Here is a 20364-nt window from a genome sequence, read left to right as displayed (position 1 = left end):
TTATAAATCTGAAAAATAAGTCATGATGTCTTGGTAAATTAAATAATTTTCCTGATCATAACAAACAAAATATATGGTTTCGACACAACTTAAATGATGCAACTGTTTTTTTACTGTAGCAAGTGCAATTTTTGCTGCCTCTTTTTTGGGGAAATGATAAACGCCTGTGCTGATATTTGGAAAAGCAATACTGCTACACTTTAATTTTTCTGCAAGCTCAAGGCTATTCACATAACACGCTGCCAGAAGCTTTTCTTCCTCATTATTGCCGCCCTGCCAGATTGGTCCGACCGTATGAATCACATATTGTGCAGGTAACTTCCCTGCGCCCGTTGCAACCGAATGTCCAGTACGACAGCCGCCCTGCTTTTCCCGGATCATTTTACATTCATCAAGTATTTCTACCCCGCCAACTCGGTGAATCGCACCATCAACACCACCACCGCCCAATAATGAAGAATTGGCAGCATTGACAATGGCATCAACTTTTAATGTCGTAATATCTGTCTGAATGATTTCAATATTTGGCATAAACGTCTTGTCCTAAATCTGATAATTTTTTCGTATTATTTTTTTTCTCGGTCATTCATTAAAGTCCCCCAGCCTGCAATTAAACCACCCAGACCCAATCCTAGAAAAAGATAACCTAGAATAGACGAGGCATCGTGATACAGTGCATAGCCACCTACAACAATAAAGACCAATAAAATTAATACTAATAGCACTACGATCCATGGACGCGTTTTTTCTGTACTCATCACCAATCACTCTGACTTGTCATAATGGATAGTGTCACATAAATCAAAGTTCAGATAAAGTCTTAAACAATTAACACATGGAAATGATTGAAATTTACTTTTGTATATGATAATTATTAGCATATGTAAAACAACTTCATTATCCCAAGGTAGACTATGACATATCAACTCCCTCCACTTCCTTATGCTTATGATGCATTAGAACCCCATATCGATAGTAAAACCATGGAAATCCATCATACCAAACATCATCAAACCTATATTAATAATATCAATGCGGCCATTGAAGGCACCGAATGGGAAAAATTACCTGTTGAAGAACTGGTAGCCCGTGTCAATGATGTTCCCGCTGACATTAAAAATACAGTGATTAACAACGGTGGTGGACATGCCAACCATAGTCTGTTCTGGACAGTGATGGCACCAGATGCTGGTGGTGATCCAACCGGAAAAGTTGCCGAAGAAATCGATAAGCATTTTGGTAATTTTGAAGAATTTAAACAAAAATTTATTCAGGCTGCTTTGACTCGCTTTGGTTCCGGATGGGCATGGTTAGCCGTGACCCCAGAAAAAAAACTGGTTGTAGAAAGTTCTGCCAATCAGGATAGCCCATTAATACAGAAAAACACCCCTATTTTAGGTCTGGATGTATGGGAACATGCCTATTACCTAAAATATCAAAACCGCCGCCCAGAATACATTGCTGCATTTTTTAATGTAATCAACTGGGACGAAGTAAATCGCCGTTATCAGGAAGCACTGGATCAATGATGAGCTGAATTAATTAAATGGAGAAAATATGATGATTACGATGCAACAATTACAACACTATAAACAGCAGCTACAAAAATACCGCTACGTTCTAGGTGTCTTTGTACTGGCTATCGGCAGTTATTGTCTAATGTCTGCACAACATCTTATTTTCTAAAAATATGTCCTGTTGTACTGCGATTGCGAAACATTGATTTGTATTCAAATCAGGCTTGATCAAAGTACAACAGGTTAACTGTGCCTGACAATTGATGCATTGATCACCAATTTTCATCATTGGATACTGATTATTGCTGCATCAACTGTTTTGCCTTGATCAGCAATTCTTCCTTGCTTTCGATATGGGCAGGATCGGGAATAATACAATCAATCGGGCAGACCTGAATACAGGTCGGTTGATCATAATAACCAACGCATTCGGTACATAAATCCACAGCAATTTCATAGACTTTTTCACCTTCAGAAATCGCCTGATTTGGACATTCTGGTTCACACATATCACAATTGATACATTTCGACGTAATCAGCAAAGCCATGGCATTATCCACACGCCTGTACAGCAATACGATCCAGATTGGAAACTTCCGGCAAAAACCGCATCAATAATGCATATTCAATGGCGATACTTTGCTCAACCGGAATTTTCACAATATGTCCATCACCTTTTGCATCGGAAATTGACCGATGATTTTTATCCAGCATTTCTTCTAACACAAAAATATGATTACCCTGCGGTGTCATCAATTCCAGTCGATCTCCCAATAAAAACTTATTTTTTACTGCAACACGGACATAATCACCGTCACGATCCAGAATTTCGCCGACAAATTGCTGATGAAAACTGCGTGATGAGCCTGTTTCATAATTCTGATATTCCTGATGTACATGTCGACGCAAGAAACCTTCGGTATAACCACGATGTGCCAAACCTTCCAAGGTTGTCATCAGGGTTTGATCAAAAGGTTTTCCTGCGACGGCATCATCAATGGCTTTACGATAGACCTGTGCTGTGCGGGCGCAATAAAAATAGGATTTGGTTCGTCCTTCAATTTTAAGCGACTCCACGCCAATGTTAAGCAAGTGCTCAACATGCTGCACAGCACGAAGATCTTTTGAATTCATGATATATGCACCATGTTCATCTTCATCCATTTCCATCAATTCCGGTTTATCGCCTTGTTGTAGCAATACCGGTTCAATTTTTTGTGCAAAAGATTTTTGTATGGAAGATTTCAATACCACTTCACCAGTTTCATTTTCCTGTGCCGGATGAACCTGATAATCCCAGCGACAAGCATTGGTACAAGCACCTTGATTGGCATCACGCTTATTCATATAACCAGACAATAAACAACGTCCAGAATATGCCATACACAAGGCACCGTGCACAAAAACCTCAAGTTCAATATCCGGAACATGGGTATGTATTTCGGCTATTTCCTCAATCGACAATTCCCGGGAAAGAATCACCCGGCTAATGCCATAATTTTTCCAGAACTTTACCGTTGCCCAGTTCACTGCATTGGCCTGTACCGATAAATGAATCGGCATATCGGGAAAATTCTCTCGAACCATCATTATAATACCGGGATCAGACATAATCAGTGCATCGGGTTGCATAGCGACCACGGGTTCAAGGTCGCGAATAAAGGTTTTTAATTTGGCATTATGCGGTTGAATATTCACCACCACATAGAATTTTTTCCCCAATGCATGTGCTTCATCAATACCAATTTTTAAATTGTCATGATCAAACTCATTATTACGTACACGTAAACTATAACGGGGTTGCCCTGCATATACCGCATCTGCACCATAGGCAAAAGCATAACGCATATTTTTTAAAGAACCCGCAGGAGAAAGTAACTCAGCCATTTAGATAAAACCATAAATATAATATGGTTTTATTTTACCTTATCTTACTGCTTAAATTCAGTAATCAGTGAAAAAAACCATATAAAAATTATGGATAAAATCCAAGGTGGTGTGACCATACCTTAGTGATCGATTTATTGCTTTTAAAATTTAAGCAGAATTCAGTCATATCATGACTTCAGCTATGCTTTTACATTGTTTTTATAACCGTTATCAATAAAAGAGATTGGTACTTTATGTTTTTTTTCCTTAGAATAAGCAAAATTTTCACCAAACTGAATATTGGATAGCTGTCGCCATGACCTTTGTCGTTACTGAAAACTGTATTAAATGCAAATACCAAGACTGTGTAGAAGTTTGTCCTGTGGATTGTTTTTATGAAGGTCCCAACTTTCTTGTCATCAATCCAGACGAATGTATCGACTGTGCGCTATGTGAGCCGGAATGTCCTGCCAATGCGATCTTCTCGGAAGATGAACTGCCCGAGGGACAGGAAATCTTTATTGAAATTAATACGGAACTGGCAGAAAAATGGTCAGGTAATAATATTACCCAAATTGGCGATCAACCAGAAGATCGTGAAGAATGGAATGGTAAACCAGACAAGTTAAAATTTCTGGAACGTTAATCTTCTTAACATGTTGAGGGTTATGTATGTTTTAACCCTCAACATACGTTTGCTGTACATTTTTTTGCAAAGTACATTTTGTATCTTTTTCAATTTACACCTAAACTATAATAATGACGAAAATTATACCCCCGATTAAATTCAAAAATACTGCGAAGTGCTTTTTACTCCTCAGTTTATGTCCATTCATATTATCCGGATGTACTACGACATCGACTCAATCGATGCAGCGTTTACCTGAGACTGCCCGAAAAGTTATCATTAATCCGCAACAAGCACCGCAGCCCCCTGTACAGCAAACTTGGCTAAAACAGCCACCTGCCAATTATCTGGTTTGGCTGAATCAAGGTGAGCATAAAGAACGGGTGCGTCATTACGAAAAATTTTTAAAAGAAAATCGTGTCAATACCGCGGTACCAACCTATCAATTATTACGTAATGCAAGAGACTGGGCCAAATGTGGTTATGCACCCTATTCGGTACCAACTCCAGAACTTTGGAATAATTTATTGCCTACCTTGAAAATTCTGCAATATTTAGTTGATACTAAAGTGCTTACGAATTATGAAATTACGTCAGTTTATCGGGATTATTCATTAAATATTTGTGCCGGTGGTGCAGCAGGCTCAAAACATGTCCATAATGCGGCTATTGATTTTCGTATTGGTCCTGAATATCCCACCCAACCTGAAGATATTATTTTGATTGAAGATACAAAAATTAAATTATGTAATTTCTGGAATCAACATGGTCAAACACTCAATATGGGTCTAGGCGTTTATGCCTCCGGGCAAATTCATATTGATACGCAGGGCTACCGTTCATGGGGACCGGATCATACCAGCAATACCTCAATGTGTCGTAATTATTAGTTTTATTTTTTGACTAATTTTAGAAAGATAGTATCGTGTAAAGAGTTCTATCCAAAAATACTGAATAATAATATCTCATATCTATTTAATATATTGAATAATCAAAAAAAACCTCAGTAAAGCAAACTATATTGGATTAACTGTCCTCTATATTATTACAACTTTACTGAGTATATTTGTAATCAATGTGCCTATTTAGATGACAAAATACCGCTCAATAATTAATCTTAAAGGTTTTAAATAGCCAGTAAAAAAATGATTGGCACCCGGCATAATGGTAATCGGATGACGTTGCGGTTTTGCCCAGTCAATTACATCTTGTAGAGGTGTAATATCATCTTGCTCACCATGTACAAGTAGAATATCACTATCGATTTGCGGTGTTTGATAATCTACAGCGCCGCGTACAAAACCACAAGGCAAACCTGCGAGTAGTAGTTTTTCAGGTCGGTTTTGCTCGGCAAGTAAATGAAAACTTTTAGACCAGACATGGGAACCAAATGAGAAACCACCCGCAATAAATGGCAAATCTGGATATCTTTTTTGCAGTTCCAGACTCAACAGTGCCACATCACGACTTTCGCCATTGCCATGATCATGTGCCCCTTCAGATTGTCCCATACCACGAAAGCTGGGCCGCCACACTAAACATCCTTTTTCAAGCAAAACATCTGTAATCAACTGGGGAATTTTATGCTGTGGATTCCCCCCCATTAATGGATGGGGATGGGTAACAACTGCAATTGCTTTAATGTTTTCTGGACAATCTTCAAAAATTTCGATTTGTCCGGCTTCACCTTGAAGGAAAATTTGTTCTGTCATAACACACCTATTTTATCCAAGCGTATTCTAGCAAGTATTCAGGCAATACAAATCAGTTCTTGGCATAAATTTCAGCATTTGTTACAGTATTTAAACTCCATTTCAAATTTGCCCAATCATTATGTTTATTGTTATTTCCCCTGCAAAAACACTCGACTATGAATCAGAACTTGCCACAGAGCAATTTACCCAGCCTCGTTGTCTGGAAGATTCGGCAGAATTAATAGAAAGCTGTCGTAAACTTTCCGCCACGCAATTAGCCAGCTTAATGAAAATCAGTGATAAATTGGCCACCTTAAATGTTGAACGCTTTCGTGATTGGCAAAAAGATTTCGACTTACATAATGCCAGACAGGCTATTTTTGCTTTTAAAGGTGATGTGTATACCGGGCTTGATGTAGAAACCTTGTCCGAACAAGATATTGAATTTGCACAACAACATTTACGTATTCTTTCAGGCTTGTATGGTTTATTACGTCCATTGGATTTGATGTTGCCTTATCGCTTGGAAATGGGAACAAAACTAAAAAATGAACGCGGATCAGATTTATATCAATTCTGGGGAGATCGGATTAGTACATTATTAAAACAAGATATGCAGCAACAAAAAGATGATCTTCTGATTAATCTTGCTTCTGATGAATACTATAAAGCTGTACAAGAAAATACTTTAAATGCAAATATTATCAAACCTGTATTTTTAGATCAAAAAAATGGCAAATATAAAGTTATTAGTTTTTATGCAAAAAAAGCCCGGGGCTTAATGTCACGCTTTATTATCCAAAATCACCTCACACAGCCTGAACAACTGAAAGCGTTTGATCTGGATGGTTATTATTTTGATGAAGAAAACTCGAATGCATCTGAATATGTATTTAAACGTGATGAAGGGATTAAATAGCTTTCTTGATCATCAGATCAATCCTGTTTAAATAGACTTTGTTATCCCCTCTTTGAAAAGCAGCTTAAGCAAAAATGCTTTGCTTAAGCTTAACATCGTAATAACTGGCAGATAGTCCTACAACTTGCAGCACAACTGCTCGCCTTGCGCAAGGGACGAGCAATGCTCGTCTTATCCTTGCTCAGGACTATGTTCTTCGATCAGGGTACGTAATTCACCATTCTGGAACATTTCCAGCATAATGTCGCTACCACCCACCAATTCGCCTGCCACCCATAATTGCGGGAAAGTTGGCCAGTTGGCAATTTTTGGTAATGTTGCGCGGATATCTTGATTTTCTAGAATATTCACATAGGCAAATGGACGCCCAATCTGGCTCAAAACTTCTATTGCACGGGCAGAAAAGCCGCACTGTGGAAATTGTGGTGTGCCTTTCATATAAAGCAATACCGCATGTTTGGCAATTTGATCACGGATCAACGCTTCGGTATCACGTACTTGTTCGGTCATGGTGTATTCCTCTTTATCAATCTGCCTATTATAGACAAAACATCTTCATTGCGTAGTCCCAATTGGTTTTTTCGACAAAAATATCGGCATTCGGGCTTTCTTTTATGACAATATTTTGCTTAGATTAACACTTTGTTTTGTATAAAGAGATGGAAATGAGCCAGTATACGCCCGCACCGATTCAAAGCGATCAACCTAGTCATTTGATGCCAACCTATGGTCGTCAACAGATCGCCTTTGTCCGAGGTCGAGGTTCATATCTTTATACCGAAGATGGTACAGAATATTTAGATGCACTAACCGGGATTGCGGTATGTGGTTTGGGACATGCTCACCCTGTGATTGCCGATGCCATTGCCGAGCAAGCGCACACCTTGATTCATACCAGTAATATTTTCGAAATTCCATGGCAAACAGCTGCTGCACAAAAACTTGCCCAAGTATCCGGCATGGACGAGATATTTTTTTCCAATAGTGGTGCAGAAGCCAATGAAGGTGCAATTAAAATTGCCCGTAAATATGGCAATGACCGTGGTATTCACAACGGTAAGATTATCGTAGCCGATCATTCTTTTCATGGTCGTACCATTGCAACATTATCCGCAACTGGCAATAAAAAAGTTCAGGCAGGTTTTGAGCCATTGGTTGATAGCTTTTTACGCGTACCTTATGGTGATGTCGCAGCCATTGCCCAACTTGCCAGTGAACGTGATGACATTGTTGCCATTTTTGTTGAACCGATTCAGGGTGAAGGCGGTGTTAATACTGCACCACAAGGTTTTCATTATCTAGAGCAATTACGTGAATTGTGTGACCAGCACAATTGGTTATTGATGCTGGATGAAGTTCAAACCGGTAATGGTCGTACCGGTAAATATTTTGCCTACCAACATACCACCATCAAGCCTGATGTACTTACCACAGCCAAAGGCTTAGGTAATGGCTTCCCAATTGGTGCGGTGATGGTAGCAGGTCCAGCGGTGGGTGTACTGGCAGCTGGTAATCATGGTTCAACTTATGGTGGTACAGCACTAGGCAGTCGTGTGGTCTATACAGTCATTGATACCATTTTTAAAGAAAATGCCGTAGAAAATGCTGCACAGATTGGGCAATATCTGGTTGAGCAGTTTACTGCCCGCCTTGCAGGTCTGAATGTCACAGTACGTGGTTTTGGCATGATGATTGGGATTGAATTACCCAAAGATTGTGCCGAACTGGTTGCCATCGCACGTGATACAAAACAATTAATTATTAATGTGACTGCCGGCCATGTGGTACGTTTATTACCGCCATTAAACATGACGCAGCAACAGGCAGATGATTTGCTGGATCGTCTGGTGCCAATTATTCAGGACTTTCTAAAATAATCAAAATCTGACAATTGTTTGAGATTAAAAAGAGGTTGCCTATAATATGGCAGCTTCTTTTTTTGTGCTAAATCCACTCTACATTAACCACTCTACCGGAAAAATTGCAGCAAATTTAATCATAAATCGTTGGAACTTATTGGATTCAGGTTCTTTGTTATGGATAATTTGTTTTCCATCCGCCGTATATTCAATCCAGATGATCTCTCCCTGCACATCCAGTTTAAGTTGATATGCAATCTGGGGTAAGTATTGATCCAGTGACTGAGAGACACGATCCTGCAAGCGATCAGACTCGACCACCAAACCGACTTCACTATTCAGGTTGGCAGATCGTGGATCAAAATTAAATGAACCAATAAACACTTTGCCATCAATATCAAAGAATTTGGCATGCAAACTGGAATTATTTTTGCCCTTAGCGGGAATAATATTCCCGGTAATCAGTTCGTACCAAGTCGGTTTATCTCGATGAATATAGGGTTTAAATTCATAGAGCTGTACCCCGTTTTTCAGTAAGTCTTTACGATATTTCTGATAAAAAGCATGCACCACAGCGACATCATTAGCCAAAAATGAATTAGTTAAAATCCGCACATTGACACCACGATTCGCCAGTGAGGATAAATACTGCTCCCCTCGCTGTGTCGGGACGAAATACGCAGACACCAGTTCCAAATGCTGTTTTGGCTGCCCCATCAATTGATACATTTGATGATAAATCAACTCGTTGCCGGTTGCCTGACCCGTGATTTTTTTCGGTGAATCAGCAACAAAATGAGCCTCTGCCCATTCTACAGGATCTTCCTGTAAACGAACTTTTAATAATTCTTGTGCTTGTCGAATTTTATCTTCCACATTTTGATCATTCAGATGATACGCAGCATATTTTTGTCTTAGTTGTTCAAGGTGCTGTTCATTGCCGGAACCTATAAATTGCTGTACAGCATAACTCAACCGATCATTCCAGAATTCCAGATAAACTGCATTGGCATGTTCAACTGCATGACCATAAAATAAAATATCCATATCGGTAAACTGAAATTGTTCACTGGCATCAAAATATTCACTACTGATATTACGTCCGCCCGTCACTGCAATGACGCCATCTGCAATAATCAATTTATTATGCATGCGATGATTAACATGTTTTAAGCGAAAAATATAATCCAATACCCGCAAATGACGGAATTTATATGGATTGAAAAATCTGATCTGAATATTAGGGTGATTTACCAAAATTTTTAAAGTAGGGTCCAACTGTGTACCATTTTGATCATCCAGCAGTAAGCGAACCTTTACGCCACGATCAGCAGCTTTTAATAGCTCTGAGAGCATGAGATGACCGATAAAATCATCTTTCCAGATATAGTATTGCAAATCCAGATGATGCTGTGCATGACGAATCAAATAAATTCGCGAAGCAATACTGATAAAAGCATCATCCAAACCCAGATAAGCAGTTAGCCCTTGATCCAGTTTTTCCTGAACACCTGCTTCATTTAACCAATATGGATTTTCAACGGCGAAAGATGCTTCCGGTTTGTTATGATTCATCGGCAAACGACATCCTACAAGCCCACTACATAGCAAAGTGATGATAAAAATGATGGGTATAATTTTAAAGCAAAAAGACATCACATTAAAAAAATAATAACTGTGTGGCTTTTTAACATAGCATGTTGCTATTAAATTCAGTGAGGAAAATTGTTATCAAGCCCTATAGAGACGCACTGCTTAAAAACTTGTAAAGTCATTCCTGATAAAAACCACTAACATTAAAATCTATTCCTACTGAACAATATGTGATGAAATCGCAATGAAATATTTATCGGCCACCAGGCAACTGCGCAAAAAAGTTTTTTAAGGTTTCAATACAACGGACAATTTTCACTGGTTGTTGTTCGCGCTTTAAAATCACCGCATACAAAATATATTCCGGTAACTTCCAATTCGGTAAAAGTTCAACCAGTTCCGATTTCCGCAACTCATGTTGCGCATCAAGATAGAGTATTCTGGCAATACCATGACCATTCTGGCACAGCGATTTTGCCACATAGACATTATTGGTTTGAATACGTACAGGCATTTCAACCTGTACTTTCTCGCCACTTGTCGCATGCGTAAAACTGAACTTTGAATAATCCGTCATTAAATCAATCGGTAAAAGCTCATGCTTGACCAAATCCTGCGGACAGTCAATTGAAGTATTTTGATTTAAATAAGACGGCGACACCAGTAGCACTTGCTCAACCCGTGCCATCGGAATAAATTCATAATCATCTCGCTGCTCCATCTTGGGACTCATGCGAATCGCAATATCAATATGCTGATCCACCAGATCAACATAATGATGTGCTGCCTCAATCCGGACTTTTAAACTGCTATGCGCCATCATCCATTGTGATAATGCAGGAACAATATGCATTGCACCCAATTCTGGCGTAGTGGCAATGCGCAACTCACCAATTAAATTGTCCTGCAATTCACTGATTCGGATCTTGCCCCGTTCAGCAGCTGCCATCATTTCCTGACAGCTTTGATAAAAAGCCTGTCCCACTTCGGTCAAACTAATCTTTCGGGTAGAACGATGCAGTAGTGTAACATTCATTTCTTGTTCTAATGAGCGTATTTGCTGGCTTACAGCACTTGTTGTAATACCGAGCTCTCTGGCTGCCCCACTAAAAGAATTACGCTCTACCACACAAGCAAAAACACCCATTGCCCGTAAATTATCTAACATAATCACTCACTGTTTTGTTATTTTTACATATTCAGTGAGTGAGTATACAAGAAAAACCATATAAACATAAGGGCTTTATACACAAATCCCAATATCAGTCATCTGGAATCATTTAACTGATGGGCAGCACCGTGATCGGGTCGATTGGTTTTCCATCAAGACGAATCTGGAATTGCAACATCGTACTCGTCGCACCGCTATTACCCATTTCGGCAATTTTCTGCCCACTGGTGACACGATCCCCTACTTTAACCAGCAATTTACTGTTATGGGCATATGCTGTGATATAACCATTGCTATGACGCACCAAAATTAATTTGCCATATTCAGTTAAACCATCATCGGCATACACTACCTCACCATTGGCTGCTGCATAAATCGGATCACCGATTTTGCCACCAAAATAAAGACCTTTTCGGTTTTGATTTAAATCGAAGCGCGCAACAATCGGTCCTGAACTCGGCACCACCCATTTAATCTGGCTATTTGTGACTGTCGAATGACTCGGATTAATCTGTGGTACTGTGGCTGCGCCCAGTCCAACTTGTGGTGTTGTCGGCTGTACAGGAACTGTCTGTGTTGGCACTGTTGCAGTTTGTGCCTGCGTCGCAATACTTTGACGCTTGATTTCTGGTACAGGCTCAATTGGTGTACCGCGTACCAGACGGGTGGAAGACTTGCTATTGTCACGCAATCTTAAGGATTGATTGACATAAATTTTATCAATTGCATCGATATTATTTAAACGCGCAACATCCATGTAATTGAGGCCGTATTTTGCAGCAATTTTACTTAAGCTATCGCCTGGTTGTACGGTATAAAATTCTGGTACATAAAATACCCGAGAATTATTTACGGTTGGCTTGGAGGCACAGCCCACAACCAATACTGTACTTGCAAGAAGACTTGCCGATAAGATTGTCTTTATAGATTTATTATTCATCAACAAAGGTGCTGCCCAAGCCATTCATCTATCCAATCAATCAAAGTATTTGTCTTAGCATAACAAATCAAAAAGAAAAGTTTATATCCCTTTGCTAGGAATGAAACAAACTCATAACATAACTCTGGATAATTGCCTGCTTTTTAAACAAAAATACAGGCTTATCCTATGCCATACATTCATTTCAGCATCAGTTAAGCCATCAACAATGATCAAGTCCGTTCGCTGATATCATTATTTACTGCTATGCCCTGTGTTGACAAAATCTGGTTTAACTCATGTAACACGTCATAATTGGTTGCATCCATCTGTATCGGGGTAATACTAATAGCATCATTGGCAATCGCATAAAAATCCGATTGAATCCCTTCAACTTTACCCGGTGCAGCGACTGCCTCACCTGATAGCCCAATCCAGTAAACCTGACGGCCCCGTGGATCAACTTGTGTGGTGATCGGTTTGGATTGTGATCGCTGTCCAAGATGGGTGATATGTACACCCGAATAATGTGCAACATCTGGAATATTAATATTGAAAATATGTCTTGCTGGCAATTGTGGCAAACCACTTTGAATAAATGATTTGACCCACTGTGCAGCTTTTTCATAATCTTGGGGATCCTGATAAGTGCGTACATGCTGTCCACAAAACGACACCGCGATTGCAGGCTGTTTCATCAGCCGCCCTTCAAATGCAGCGCCTACTGTTCCGGAATATAAAACATCATCACCCAAATTTGGTCCGCTATTGATGCCGCTCACCACCAGATCGAATTCTCTGTCATTAAATAATCCGTTCATGGATAAATAGACACAATCTGCCGGCGTACCATTGACGGCCCAGACATCTTTGGAAATTTGAATAGGTCGTAAAGGTCGATCCAGCGTTAATGCCGAAGAATATCCACTTCTTTCACTTTCCGGTGCCACAATCGTAACATGTGCAATTTCACGCAAGGCATTGGCCAGCGCAATTATTCCCGGTGCAAAAACACCATCATCATTGGATATTAAAATATTCACGTAAAATCTCTACAAAACTTATATAGCGAAAGCAAAAACAGTTGGGTATTGTAAACGCAATTTAACGTGTAATGTCGTATTAAGGTAGTTTTTATAATGAATCAATTGATTAAAACAGCATGTATTTCCACTTTATGTCTTGGATTATCGGTATTTGCCAATGCAGCGCAGGACAAACATGCCAACCATAATAATGGCGACGTAGTCGATGTTAGTTCCGATATTGGCTCGTTAAAAGAAGATCTGGCTTATGCTCAGGTTTTTTCTGAAATTTGTCCAAAATTGATTGGTAACAATAAAAATTTTGATCAAGCTTATAAACGCTATGTAGATGTAAAATTAAAAGATGTGTCCAATCCTCAGTTGGCTTTACAGTTTTTAAATGAAGAAGATGAAGATTATAAAAACTTGTTGCAACAATTCCGTCAGAATGTCAGCTCAGCCAGCAGTGAATCAAATCGTGCAGTCTGTCTGGATATGATTGAATGGGGCAAGAAAAAATAAATTTTTGACAGTTTTTTTTAATAAACGTCTTAAACCATTTGGCTTGTTGGCTTGACTATTTTAGAATGGCGCATTCTTACCACATCAAATTTTAATTACTGGAACTCTAATAATGGCACGCCAACTTGCATCTGCTGCATTATTCTTATTAGCAAGTACATCATATAGTTTTACATATGCAGCGACTGTAATTGCTTCTCCACCGGAACTGGACAATAAAGCGTATGTCGTCATGGACTACGAATCGGGTCAAATCCTTGCGGCAAAAAATGAAAATGAACATCTTGCCCCTGCTTCCATGACCAAGATGATGACCAGTTACATCATCGAGCAAAAATTACTAAAAGGCGAACTCACGGAAAATGAAAAAGTTCGTATGAATGAATCTGCTTGGTGTCGTGGTAGTAGTGCCGAATCTTGTATGTATGTCCCACTGAATGGCACAGCTACAGTATTGGAAATGCTACGTGGCATCATCGTACAGTCCGGCAATGATGCCTCTAAAGCACTTGCGGAACACATTGCGGGCAATGAAGGTACATTTGCCCACATGATGAATCAGGAAGCCGAACGTATTGGCATGAAAAATACGCATTTTGCAAATGCGACTGGTATGCCTGCCGAAGGTCATTATTCCAGTGCCTTGGATATGGCTTTACTGGCCAAACATATTATTCATGACAGCTCAAAATACTATCCGATCTACTCTGAAAAAGAATTTACCTTTAATGGTATCAAACAAGGCAACCGTAATGCCTTACTGTATACCGATCCAAGTGTTGATGGCTTAAAAACCGGCCATACCAACGAAGCCGGATATTGCTTGACCACCTCTAGCAAACGCGGCCCAATGCGATTGATCACGGTAATTTTTGGTGCACCAACCATGCAGGCCCGCGCAACTCAAACCCGTGAATTACTCAACTGGGGTTTTGGTAACTTTGAAACTGTGGTGATTCGACCTGCCAACAAAACACTGGCCAATGCACCGGTCTGGTTTGGTAAAGAAGATAAAGTAGCACTTGGGGTTGCCGATCCTTTTGCTGTGACCATGACAAAGGGCCAAAGCAGTAAAATTGAAACCAAACTCAATGTAAATCCAAAACTTGAAGCACCTTTGAAACAAGGTCAGGTTGTTGGAAAGATTTCTGCACTGGTTGATGGCAAAGTGATTGCCGAACAACCACTTGTGGTATTAACACCCGTTGAAGAAGCTGGTTTCTTCTCGCGTTTAATTGACCATATCAAATTATTCTTTAGTAATTTATTCTAATCCTGAATAAATCTTTTAATTAAAGCATTCATTTGTCCAAGTGAATGCTTTTTTTATTTATAATGCTGTGGTTTTCTTTCATCGCTACAGGTCAGCATGACACATAATATTCGCCCCTATCTTGAACATCGCCCACAGATTGACAGCAGTTGTTATATTGATGAAATGGCTGTTGTCATAGGTGAAGTCAGTTTGGCCGAAAATGTTTCCGTTTGGCCGTTTGCAGTCATTCGTGGTGATGTGAACTCCATTCAGATTGGTAAAAACAGCAATGTACAAGACCATTGTATGTTGCATGTCAGTCATAAAAATGCGTCAAAACCTCAAGGCTCCCCACTGATTATTGGTGAAGAAGTCACGGTTGGTCATCATGTCAACTTACATGGCTGTCGTATTGGCGATCGGGTACTCGTCGGCATCAATAGTATTATCCTTGATGATGCGATTATCGAAAATGATGTGATGATTGGTGCAGGTAGTCTGGTACCGCCCCGTAAAGTACTCAAAAGCGGTTATTTATATGTCGGTCACCCTGTACAACAAGTACGTCCATTGACGGAAAAAGAACTAGCCTTCTTGTCTTATTCTGCCCTACATTATGTCAAAGTCATGAATCAACATAAGTTACATCAAAATGATCATTCGGCATAGATTTTTCAATTCAACGACAAAATCACCCAACCTTTTAGAAGTATTGGCCTTTAGCCGCTAAATTTCGTATCATATAGCGTAATTTTTTGAGGGGTATAAACAATGTCTTGGTCTGCCCATGTCACTGTTGCCACTGTGGTACAACAAGATGATCGTTTTTTGCTGGTCGAAGAACACAGCGAAGGCTTTAGCCATGCTGTTTATAATCAACCGGCCGGACATGTTGAAGCAGGCGAAACCCTGATTGAAGCTGCTTTACGTGAAACCCTAGAAGAAACCGCATGGCAGGTTGAAATTACCGATCTGCTGGGTTTTTATACCTATACCCCACCGATGTTTCCAGATCGTACCTATTTCCGTTTCTGTTTTTTGGCCAAACCGATTAAGGATACACAACAAAAACTTGATACCGGAATTATTCGTGCTACATGGCTAACGCTAAACGAATTACAGAACTCGGGACGTGCCCGCAGTCCTTTGGTCATCAAAGCCATTCAAGATGCATTAAGTGGACAAAAATATCCATTGTCGCTGATTTATGAACATCCTTTTATTTCTCCTACCTCAAATTTGGAAGCTTAACTCAATATGCCTGCAAGCAATATGCAAAAACGTGTCGTCGTCGGAATGTCTGGCGGTGTAGATTCATCGGTTTCGGCTGCACTTCTTTTAGAACAAGGCTACCAAGTCGAAGGCCTGTTTATGAAGAACTGGGAAGAAGATGACGGCACGGAATATTGTACAGCACTCAAGGATCTGGCTGATGCACAAGCGGTTGCAGATCGTCTGGGCATTAAACTGCATACCGCCAATTTTGCCATGGAATATTGGGATCGGGTGTTTGAACATTTTCTGGCAGAATATTCTGCCGGACGCACGCCAAATCCCGACATTTTGTGTAATAAAGAAATCAAATTCCGTGCCTTTATTGATTATGCCGTGACACTCGGTGCAGATTATATTGCCACCGGTCATTATTGTCGCCGCGGCGAAACATGTCTTAACAGCAAAGGTGAAGCCTATGCACCATTGCTACGTGGCATAGATAACAATAAAGATCAAACTTATTTTTTACATGCTGTACATGGCCGGGAAATCAATAAAACCCTGTTCCCAGTCGGTGAACTGGAAAAACCACAAGTTCGTGAAATTGCCAAAAAACTTGAGTTAGCCACAGCCAGCAAAAAAGATTCGACTGGTATTTGTTTTATTGGCGAACGCCGCTTTAATGATTTTCTTAAACAATATCTCCCTGCGCAACCCGGTGAAATCCTACTCGAAGATGGCACCGTTATTGGCAAGCATCATGGCTTAATGTATTACACCCTCGGCCAACGTGGTGGCATTGGAATCGGCGGATTAAAAAATGCCGACGAAGGTGCCTGGTTTGTATTGTACAAAGATATCCCAAACAATCGTCTAGTGGTCGGACAAGGTCATGAAAACCCATTGATGTTGAGCACAGAACTCGATAGTGAAGAAATTTACTGGATTGCCGGTGAACAGGATATTCCTGCGTCAGGTTTTCGTTGTACCGCAAAAACCCGTTACCGTCAGCCCGACCAAGGCTGTGTGATTTATCCTCATGAAGAATTCTCTCAAGGCGTGAAAGTGGTGTTTGATCAACCACAGCGCGCAGCGACACCGGGCCAATCCGTGGTATTCTATCAGGATCAGTATTGTCTGGGTGGTGGTGTGATTCGTAGCACCAATGCACCGCTCCCCCATTATTTGCAGGGTTAAATTATGACAATACCAGCACCCTTCATTGATCAAGATCAATTCAATACCGAACAGCATCAAGCGATTGCCCTTGCTGCGGTGTTTCAGGCGGCTCAACTGGTGCATGCCATTGCCACTACGGGTTCGCAGCGGGTTGGGGAATTGGGTCAGCACTATGCAACAGTTCTGTTACAGGCATCTTTAAATATTCGTGTCGGGCACAATCCAAACTCAAATAGCTTGGTGTTCTTTAAATCTTTAAGCGATGTGCATCTTGGCTTACACACACTGGAACAAAGTCTGGTCATGCCCTATGATCCGCAACCTAAACAACGCTATCCACGTGTAAAAACCAAAAATCCCAAACAGGCATTGCGTTATGCAATGTCATTGTTGCAATTGTCTGCCAAAGTTTATGCCCATAAAGACTACCCGGCAAAAATTGAGCAAACACAGCAAAAAATTATCCGTCAATTCGCTTTTTTTGATCATGACTATCAAAATAGCAGTATCATTGCCGCACTTGCACAGACCTATAGTGATACCGCCAGCCATTTAAAACCCCGTATCATGGTAAAAGGCTCATCACAAGCCTTTAGAAATAACCATGAAGTTGCGCTGATTCGCGCCTTGTTATTTGCAGGATTACAAGCTGCTCATTATTGGCGTGATCTCGGCGGCAGCCCATGGAAAATGATTTTTTCCAAAGGAAAAATACTTAAACACATTCGATATTTTGCAGAACTCCAGCACCAGCAACAACAGCTTGAAGTGGAATCTGAATCTTTATAATTGCGCCTGACTGAAATGAAGGATTTGCCATGTTGTCAACCTTAACCGCACTTTCTCCACTCGATGGACGTTATGCTAGCAAATGCGATGCCTTACGTCCTTACCTTTCCGAATTTGGTTTAATTCATGCCCGCGTCACTGTTGAAGTACGCTGGTTACAAGCTTTGGCAAATCATGCTGAAATCGGCGAAATTCAGCCTTTTAGTGCAGACACCAATGCGGCACTTGATGCCATTGTGCGTGACTTTTCCGAAGATGATGCGCTGCGTATCAAAGAAATTGAACGCACCACCAATCATGATGTAAAAGCGGTTGAGTATTTCTTAAAAGAAAAAATCGCTCATATTGACGAACTCAAAGAAGCTGGCGAATTTATCCATTTTGCCTGTACCTCAGAAGACATTAACAACCTGTCTCATGCGTTAATGCTAAAACAAGGTCGTGAAGTCTTATTACAAAGTATGCGTCAAATTCTGGCTGGGATTGCTGCACTGGCTGAAACCCATGCCGCACAGCCAATGTTGTCACGTACTCATGGTCAAACTGCCAGCCCAACAACGCTGGGTAAAGAAATGGCCAATGTCGCCTATCGTTTATCGCGTCAAATCCGCCAGTTTGAACAAGTAGAATTACTGGGTAAAATCAATGGTGCTGTAGGTAACTACAATGCGCATTTATCTGCTTATCCGGACATTGATTGGGCAGCACATTCACAGGCATTTGTTGAATCACTGGGCTTAACGTTTAACCCATACACCACACAGATCGAACCGCACGATTATATGGCAGAATTATTTGATGCCCTGCGTCGTTTTAACACCATCTTGATCGACTTTAACCGTGATGTCTGGGGCTATATTTCTCTGGGTTACTTCAAACAACGTTTAAAAGAAGGTGAAGTCGGTTCATCAACCATGCCACATAAAGTCAATCCGATTGATTTTGAAAACTCAGAAGGTAATTTAGGCATTGCCAATGCGGTACTGGCACATTTAGGCGAAAAATTACCGATTTCGCGTTGGCAGCGTGACCTGACAGACTCGACTGTTCTGCGTAACATGGGTGTTGGTCTGGCACAAAGTTTAATTGCTTTTGATGCCTGCTTAAAAGGAATTGGCAAACTCGAACTGAATGCCAACCGTTTACTGGAAGATCTGAATCAGGCACAAGAAGTTCTGGCCGAACCGATTCAAACTGTGATGCGTCGTTATAACATCGAAAAACCGTATGAAAAACTCAAGGCATTGACCCGTGGTCAAGCCATGACCCGTGACATGATGGTTGGTTTTGTACAAAGTGAAGAACTGGCACAAGTACCGCAAACAGATCGTGCCCGTCTAGCACAGCTTAGTCCGGCAACGTATACCGGTAATGCAGAACAGCAAGCCAAAGATTTAAAGAAACATTTGAATAAATAAATTTATTTTTATTCTGAATACCGTCACAATTGTGGCGGTATTTTTATTGAATGATACGGAAAAACTAAAATGAATAAGATCAAATGGGCATGTATCATCACACTCATTGGCATGATTGCCATTGCATCAATTAATCCGTTAGAAATGCAATCCTATTTATTACATCAGGTCGGCACTGTATTGATGTTAATTGCCCTACTCTATGCCAATCACAAAATCACATTATCCAATCTCAGTTTTGTTTTATATTGTGGATTTCTGGCGGTACATATCGTTGCAGCGCATTATTTATATTCTTACGTACCGTATAACAACTGGATTCAGTCATTATTTCATTTTGATCTAAATGCATTTTTTGGCTGGCAACGCAATATGTTTGATCGCTTTGTACATTTTGCTTATGGCTTTTTACTCTATCCGTTCTTTTATCAGATTTTCCAGCACTGGTTAAACCCATTAAAACAATCCTATAAAATTGCCTTGATCTGTATTATGTGGGTGATGGCAAGCAGTATGTTTTATGAATTAATCGAGTGGTGGATTGCGATTGGTTTATCCCCCGAAGAAGCAGAAAATTATAATGGTCAACAAGGCGATATCTGGGATGCACATCAGGATATGTTCTTGGCTTTGCTGGGTAGCCTGATTGCATGGATTGCTTTTTCCAAAAAATAGATTTATTTTTAATTAAAAATCTCCTGTCTTGCTTTATACCTAGCTTATGTTTAAAAAAGCAGTCTTATTCCATATTAAAATCCCGCTTTATTCTAAATCCCTCCTTGCGCATGAGGA

General features: G+C 40.2%; 24 protein-coding genes. 14 read left to right on the top strand and 10 right to left on the bottom strand.

The genetic code is table 11. The features are described 5' to 3' along the window. Together CRO21_RS04725 and CRO21_RS04720 are read right to left on the bottom strand one after the other, a co-directional pair. Nucleotides 1-531, bottom strand: coding sequence for an O-acetyl-ADP-ribose deacetylase (locus tag CRO21_RS04725; RefSeq protein WP_097078198.1), 531 nt, complete (start codon nucleotides 529-531; stop codon nucleotides 1-3). Between the two features lie 35 nt (nucleotides 532-566). Then, nucleotides 567-758, bottom strand: a complete 192-nt coding sequence (locus CRO21_RS04720) for a hypothetical protein (protein WP_097078197.1) — start codon at nucleotides 756-758, stop codon at nucleotides 567-569. A 156-nt stretch (nucleotides 759-914) separates the two neighbouring features. Here CRO21_RS04720 and CRO21_RS04715 point away from each other — a divergent pair, with 156 nt between their 5' ends. Together CRO21_RS04715 and CRO21_RS17780 are read left to right on the top strand one after the other, a co-directional pair. Beyond that, the gene (locus tag CRO21_RS04715) at nucleotides 915-1529 is read left to right on the top strand and encodes a superoxide dismutase (protein WP_097078196.1); all 615 of its coding nucleotides are present in this window, start codon (nucleotides 915-917) and stop codon (nucleotides 1527-1529) included. A gap of 28 nt (nucleotides 1530-1557) precedes the next feature. After that, nucleotides 1558-1686, top strand: a complete 129-nt coding sequence (locus CRO21_RS17780; protein ID WP_265734853.1) for a hypothetical protein — start codon at nucleotides 1558-1560, stop codon at nucleotides 1684-1686. A 130-nt stretch (nucleotides 1687-1816) separates the two neighbouring features. Here the strand turns inward: CRO21_RS17780 and CRO21_RS04710 are convergent, their stop codons facing one another. Together CRO21_RS04710 and trhP are read right to left on the bottom strand one after the other, a co-directional pair. Beyond that, the gene (locus CRO21_RS04710) at nucleotides 1817-2065 is read right to left on the bottom strand and encodes a YfhL family 4Fe-4S dicluster ferredoxin (RefSeq protein WP_097078195.1); all 249 of its coding nucleotides are present in this window, start codon (nucleotides 2063-2065) and stop codon (nucleotides 1817-1819) included. 4 nt (nucleotides 2066-2069) lie between these two features. Beyond that, a complete protein-coding gene (gene trhP, locus CRO21_RS04705) occupies nucleotides 2070-3404 on the bottom strand; it encodes a prephenate-dependent tRNA uridine(34) hydroxylase TrhP (protein ID WP_097078194.1) in 1335 nt (444 codons plus the stop codon). Nucleotides 3405-3702: 298 nt separating this feature from the next. On the opposite strand from trhP, the gene fdxA reads away from it, so the two are divergent. Then, nucleotides 3703-4032, top strand: a complete 330-nt coding sequence (gene fdxA, locus CRO21_RS04700; RefSeq protein ID WP_097078193.1) for a ferredoxin FdxA — start codon at nucleotides 3703-3705, stop codon at nucleotides 4030-4032. 113 nt (nucleotides 4033-4145) lie between these two features. Beyond that, nucleotides 4146-4904 carry a D-Ala-D-Ala carboxypeptidase family metallohydrolase gene (locus tag CRO21_RS04695; protein ID WP_213064400.1) on the top strand — a complete coding sequence of 253 codons (759 nt, stop codon included), beginning with the start codon at nucleotides 4146-4148 and terminating at the stop codon, nucleotides 4902-4904. Nucleotides 4905-5099: 195 nt separating this feature from the next. Here the strand turns inward: CRO21_RS04695 and CRO21_RS04690 are convergent, their stop codons facing one another. Beyond that, nucleotides 5100-5726: an alpha/beta hydrolase gene (locus CRO21_RS04690; RefSeq protein WP_097078191.1), complete on the bottom strand. Its 627-nt coding sequence runs from the start codon at nucleotides 5724-5726 to the stop codon at nucleotides 5100-5102. Nucleotides 5727-5847: 121 nt separating this feature from the next. Here CRO21_RS04690 and yaaA point away from each other — a divergent pair, with 121 nt between their 5' ends. After that, nucleotides 5848-6627 carry a peroxide stress protein YaaA gene (gene yaaA, locus CRO21_RS04685; protein WP_097078190.1) on the top strand — a complete coding sequence of 260 codons (780 nt, stop codon included), beginning with the start codon at nucleotides 5848-5850 and terminating at the stop codon, nucleotides 6625-6627. Between the two features lie 171 nt (nucleotides 6628-6798). Here the strand turns inward: yaaA and grxD are convergent, their stop codons facing one another. Further along, entirely contained in the window at nucleotides 6799-7137 is a 339-nt protein-coding gene (grxD, locus tag CRO21_RS04680; RefSeq protein ID WP_097078189.1) for a Grx4 family monothiol glutaredoxin, read from the bottom strand. Nucleotides 7138-7292: 155 nt separating this feature from the next. Here grxD and CRO21_RS04675 point away from each other — a divergent pair, with 155 nt between their 5' ends. Further along, nucleotides 7293-8504: an aspartate aminotransferase family protein gene (locus CRO21_RS04675; RefSeq protein WP_097078188.1), complete on the top strand. Its 1212-nt coding sequence runs from the start codon at nucleotides 7293-7295 to the stop codon at nucleotides 8502-8504. Nucleotides 8505-8582: 78 nt separating this feature from the next. Here the strand turns inward: CRO21_RS04675 and CRO21_RS04670 are convergent, their stop codons facing one another. The 4 genes from CRO21_RS04670 to surE form a co-directional block, all read right to left on the bottom strand. Continuing rightward, on the bottom strand, nucleotides 8583-10142 hold the full coding sequence (locus tag CRO21_RS04670) for a phospholipase D family protein (RefSeq protein WP_213064399.1): 1560 nt from the start codon (nucleotides 10140-10142) through the stop codon (nucleotides 8583-8585). A gap of 190 nt (nucleotides 10143-10332) precedes the next feature. Then, the gene (locus CRO21_RS04665; RefSeq protein ID WP_097078186.1) at nucleotides 10333-11247 is read right to left on the bottom strand and encodes a LysR family transcriptional regulator; all 915 of its coding nucleotides are present in this window, start codon (nucleotides 11245-11247) and stop codon (nucleotides 10333-10335) included. A 112-nt stretch (nucleotides 11248-11359) separates the two neighbouring features. Then, nucleotides 11360-12214: a LysM peptidoglycan-binding domain-containing M23 family metallopeptidase gene (locus tag CRO21_RS04660; RefSeq protein WP_097078185.1), complete on the bottom strand. Its 855-nt coding sequence runs from the start codon at nucleotides 12212-12214 to the stop codon at nucleotides 11360-11362. Between the two features lie 188 nt (nucleotides 12215-12402). Further along, nucleotides 12403-13212 carry a 5'/3'-nucleotidase SurE gene (gene surE, locus CRO21_RS04655; protein ID WP_097078184.1) on the bottom strand — a complete coding sequence of 270 codons (810 nt, stop codon included), beginning with the start codon at nucleotides 13210-13212 and terminating at the stop codon, nucleotides 12403-12405. 96 nt (nucleotides 13213-13308) lie between these two features. On the opposite strand from surE, the gene CRO21_RS04650 reads away from it, so the two are divergent. The 8 genes from CRO21_RS04650 (at nucleotide 13309) to CRO21_RS04615 (ending at nucleotide 20247) form a co-directional block, all read left to right on the top strand. After that, nucleotides 13309-13716, top strand: a complete 408-nt coding sequence (locus CRO21_RS04650) for an MCR_0457 family protein (protein ID WP_097078183.1) — start codon at nucleotides 13309-13311, stop codon at nucleotides 13714-13716. Nucleotides 13717-13828: 112 nt separating this feature from the next. After that, nucleotides 13829-14989 carry a D-alanyl-D-alanine carboxypeptidase PBP5/6 gene (gene dacC / locus CRO21_RS04645; protein ID WP_097078182.1) on the top strand — a complete coding sequence of 387 codons (1161 nt, stop codon included), beginning with the start codon at nucleotides 13829-13831 and terminating at the stop codon, nucleotides 14987-14989. A 96-nt stretch (nucleotides 14990-15085) separates the two neighbouring features. Then, complete coding sequence (locus CRO21_RS04640; RefSeq protein ID WP_097078181.1) at nucleotides 15086-15640, top strand: gamma carbonic anhydrase family protein; 555 nt, start codon at nucleotides 15086-15088, stop codon at nucleotides 15638-15640. A gap of 102 nt (nucleotides 15641-15742) precedes the next feature. Beyond that, on the top strand, nucleotides 15743-16222 hold the full coding sequence (locus tag CRO21_RS04635) for an NUDIX hydrolase (RefSeq protein WP_097078180.1): 480 nt from the start codon (nucleotides 15743-15745) through the stop codon (nucleotides 16220-16222). 21 nt (nucleotides 16223-16243) lie between these two features. Beyond that, nucleotides 16244-17383, top strand: a complete 1140-nt coding sequence (gene mnmA, locus CRO21_RS04630) for a tRNA 2-thiouridine(34) synthase MnmA (protein WP_097078513.1) — start codon at nucleotides 16244-16246, stop codon at nucleotides 17381-17383. A 3-nt stretch (nucleotides 17384-17386) separates the two neighbouring features. Beyond that, on the top strand, nucleotides 17387-18154 hold the full coding sequence (locus tag CRO21_RS04625) for a lysogenization protein HflD (RefSeq protein ID WP_097078179.1): 768 nt from the start codon (nucleotides 17387-17389) through the stop codon (nucleotides 18152-18154). Between the two features lie 32 nt (nucleotides 18155-18186). Beyond that, nucleotides 18187-19572: an adenylosuccinate lyase gene (gene purB / locus CRO21_RS04620; protein ID WP_097078512.1), complete on the top strand. Its 1386-nt coding sequence runs from the start codon at nucleotides 18187-18189 to the stop codon at nucleotides 19570-19572. Between the two features lie 69 nt (nucleotides 19573-19641). Further along, nucleotides 19642-20247 (top strand): DUF2238 domain-containing protein, encoded by a 606-nt coding sequence (locus CRO21_RS04615; protein ID WP_097078178.1) that lies wholly within the window; start codon nucleotides 19642-19644, stop codon nucleotides 20245-20247. Nucleotides 20248-20364: the final 117 nt, after the last annotated feature.

It is taken from the genome of Acinetobacter puyangensis (genome assembly GCF_900096995.1).
In the GTDB taxonomy this organism is placed as follows: Bacteria; Pseudomonadota; Gammaproteobacteria; order Pseudomonadales; family Moraxellaceae; genus Acinetobacter; species Acinetobacter puyangensis.
Note: the sequence above shows the minus strand (reverse complement) of the source record. Positions and strands in the feature narration are given on the sequence as shown.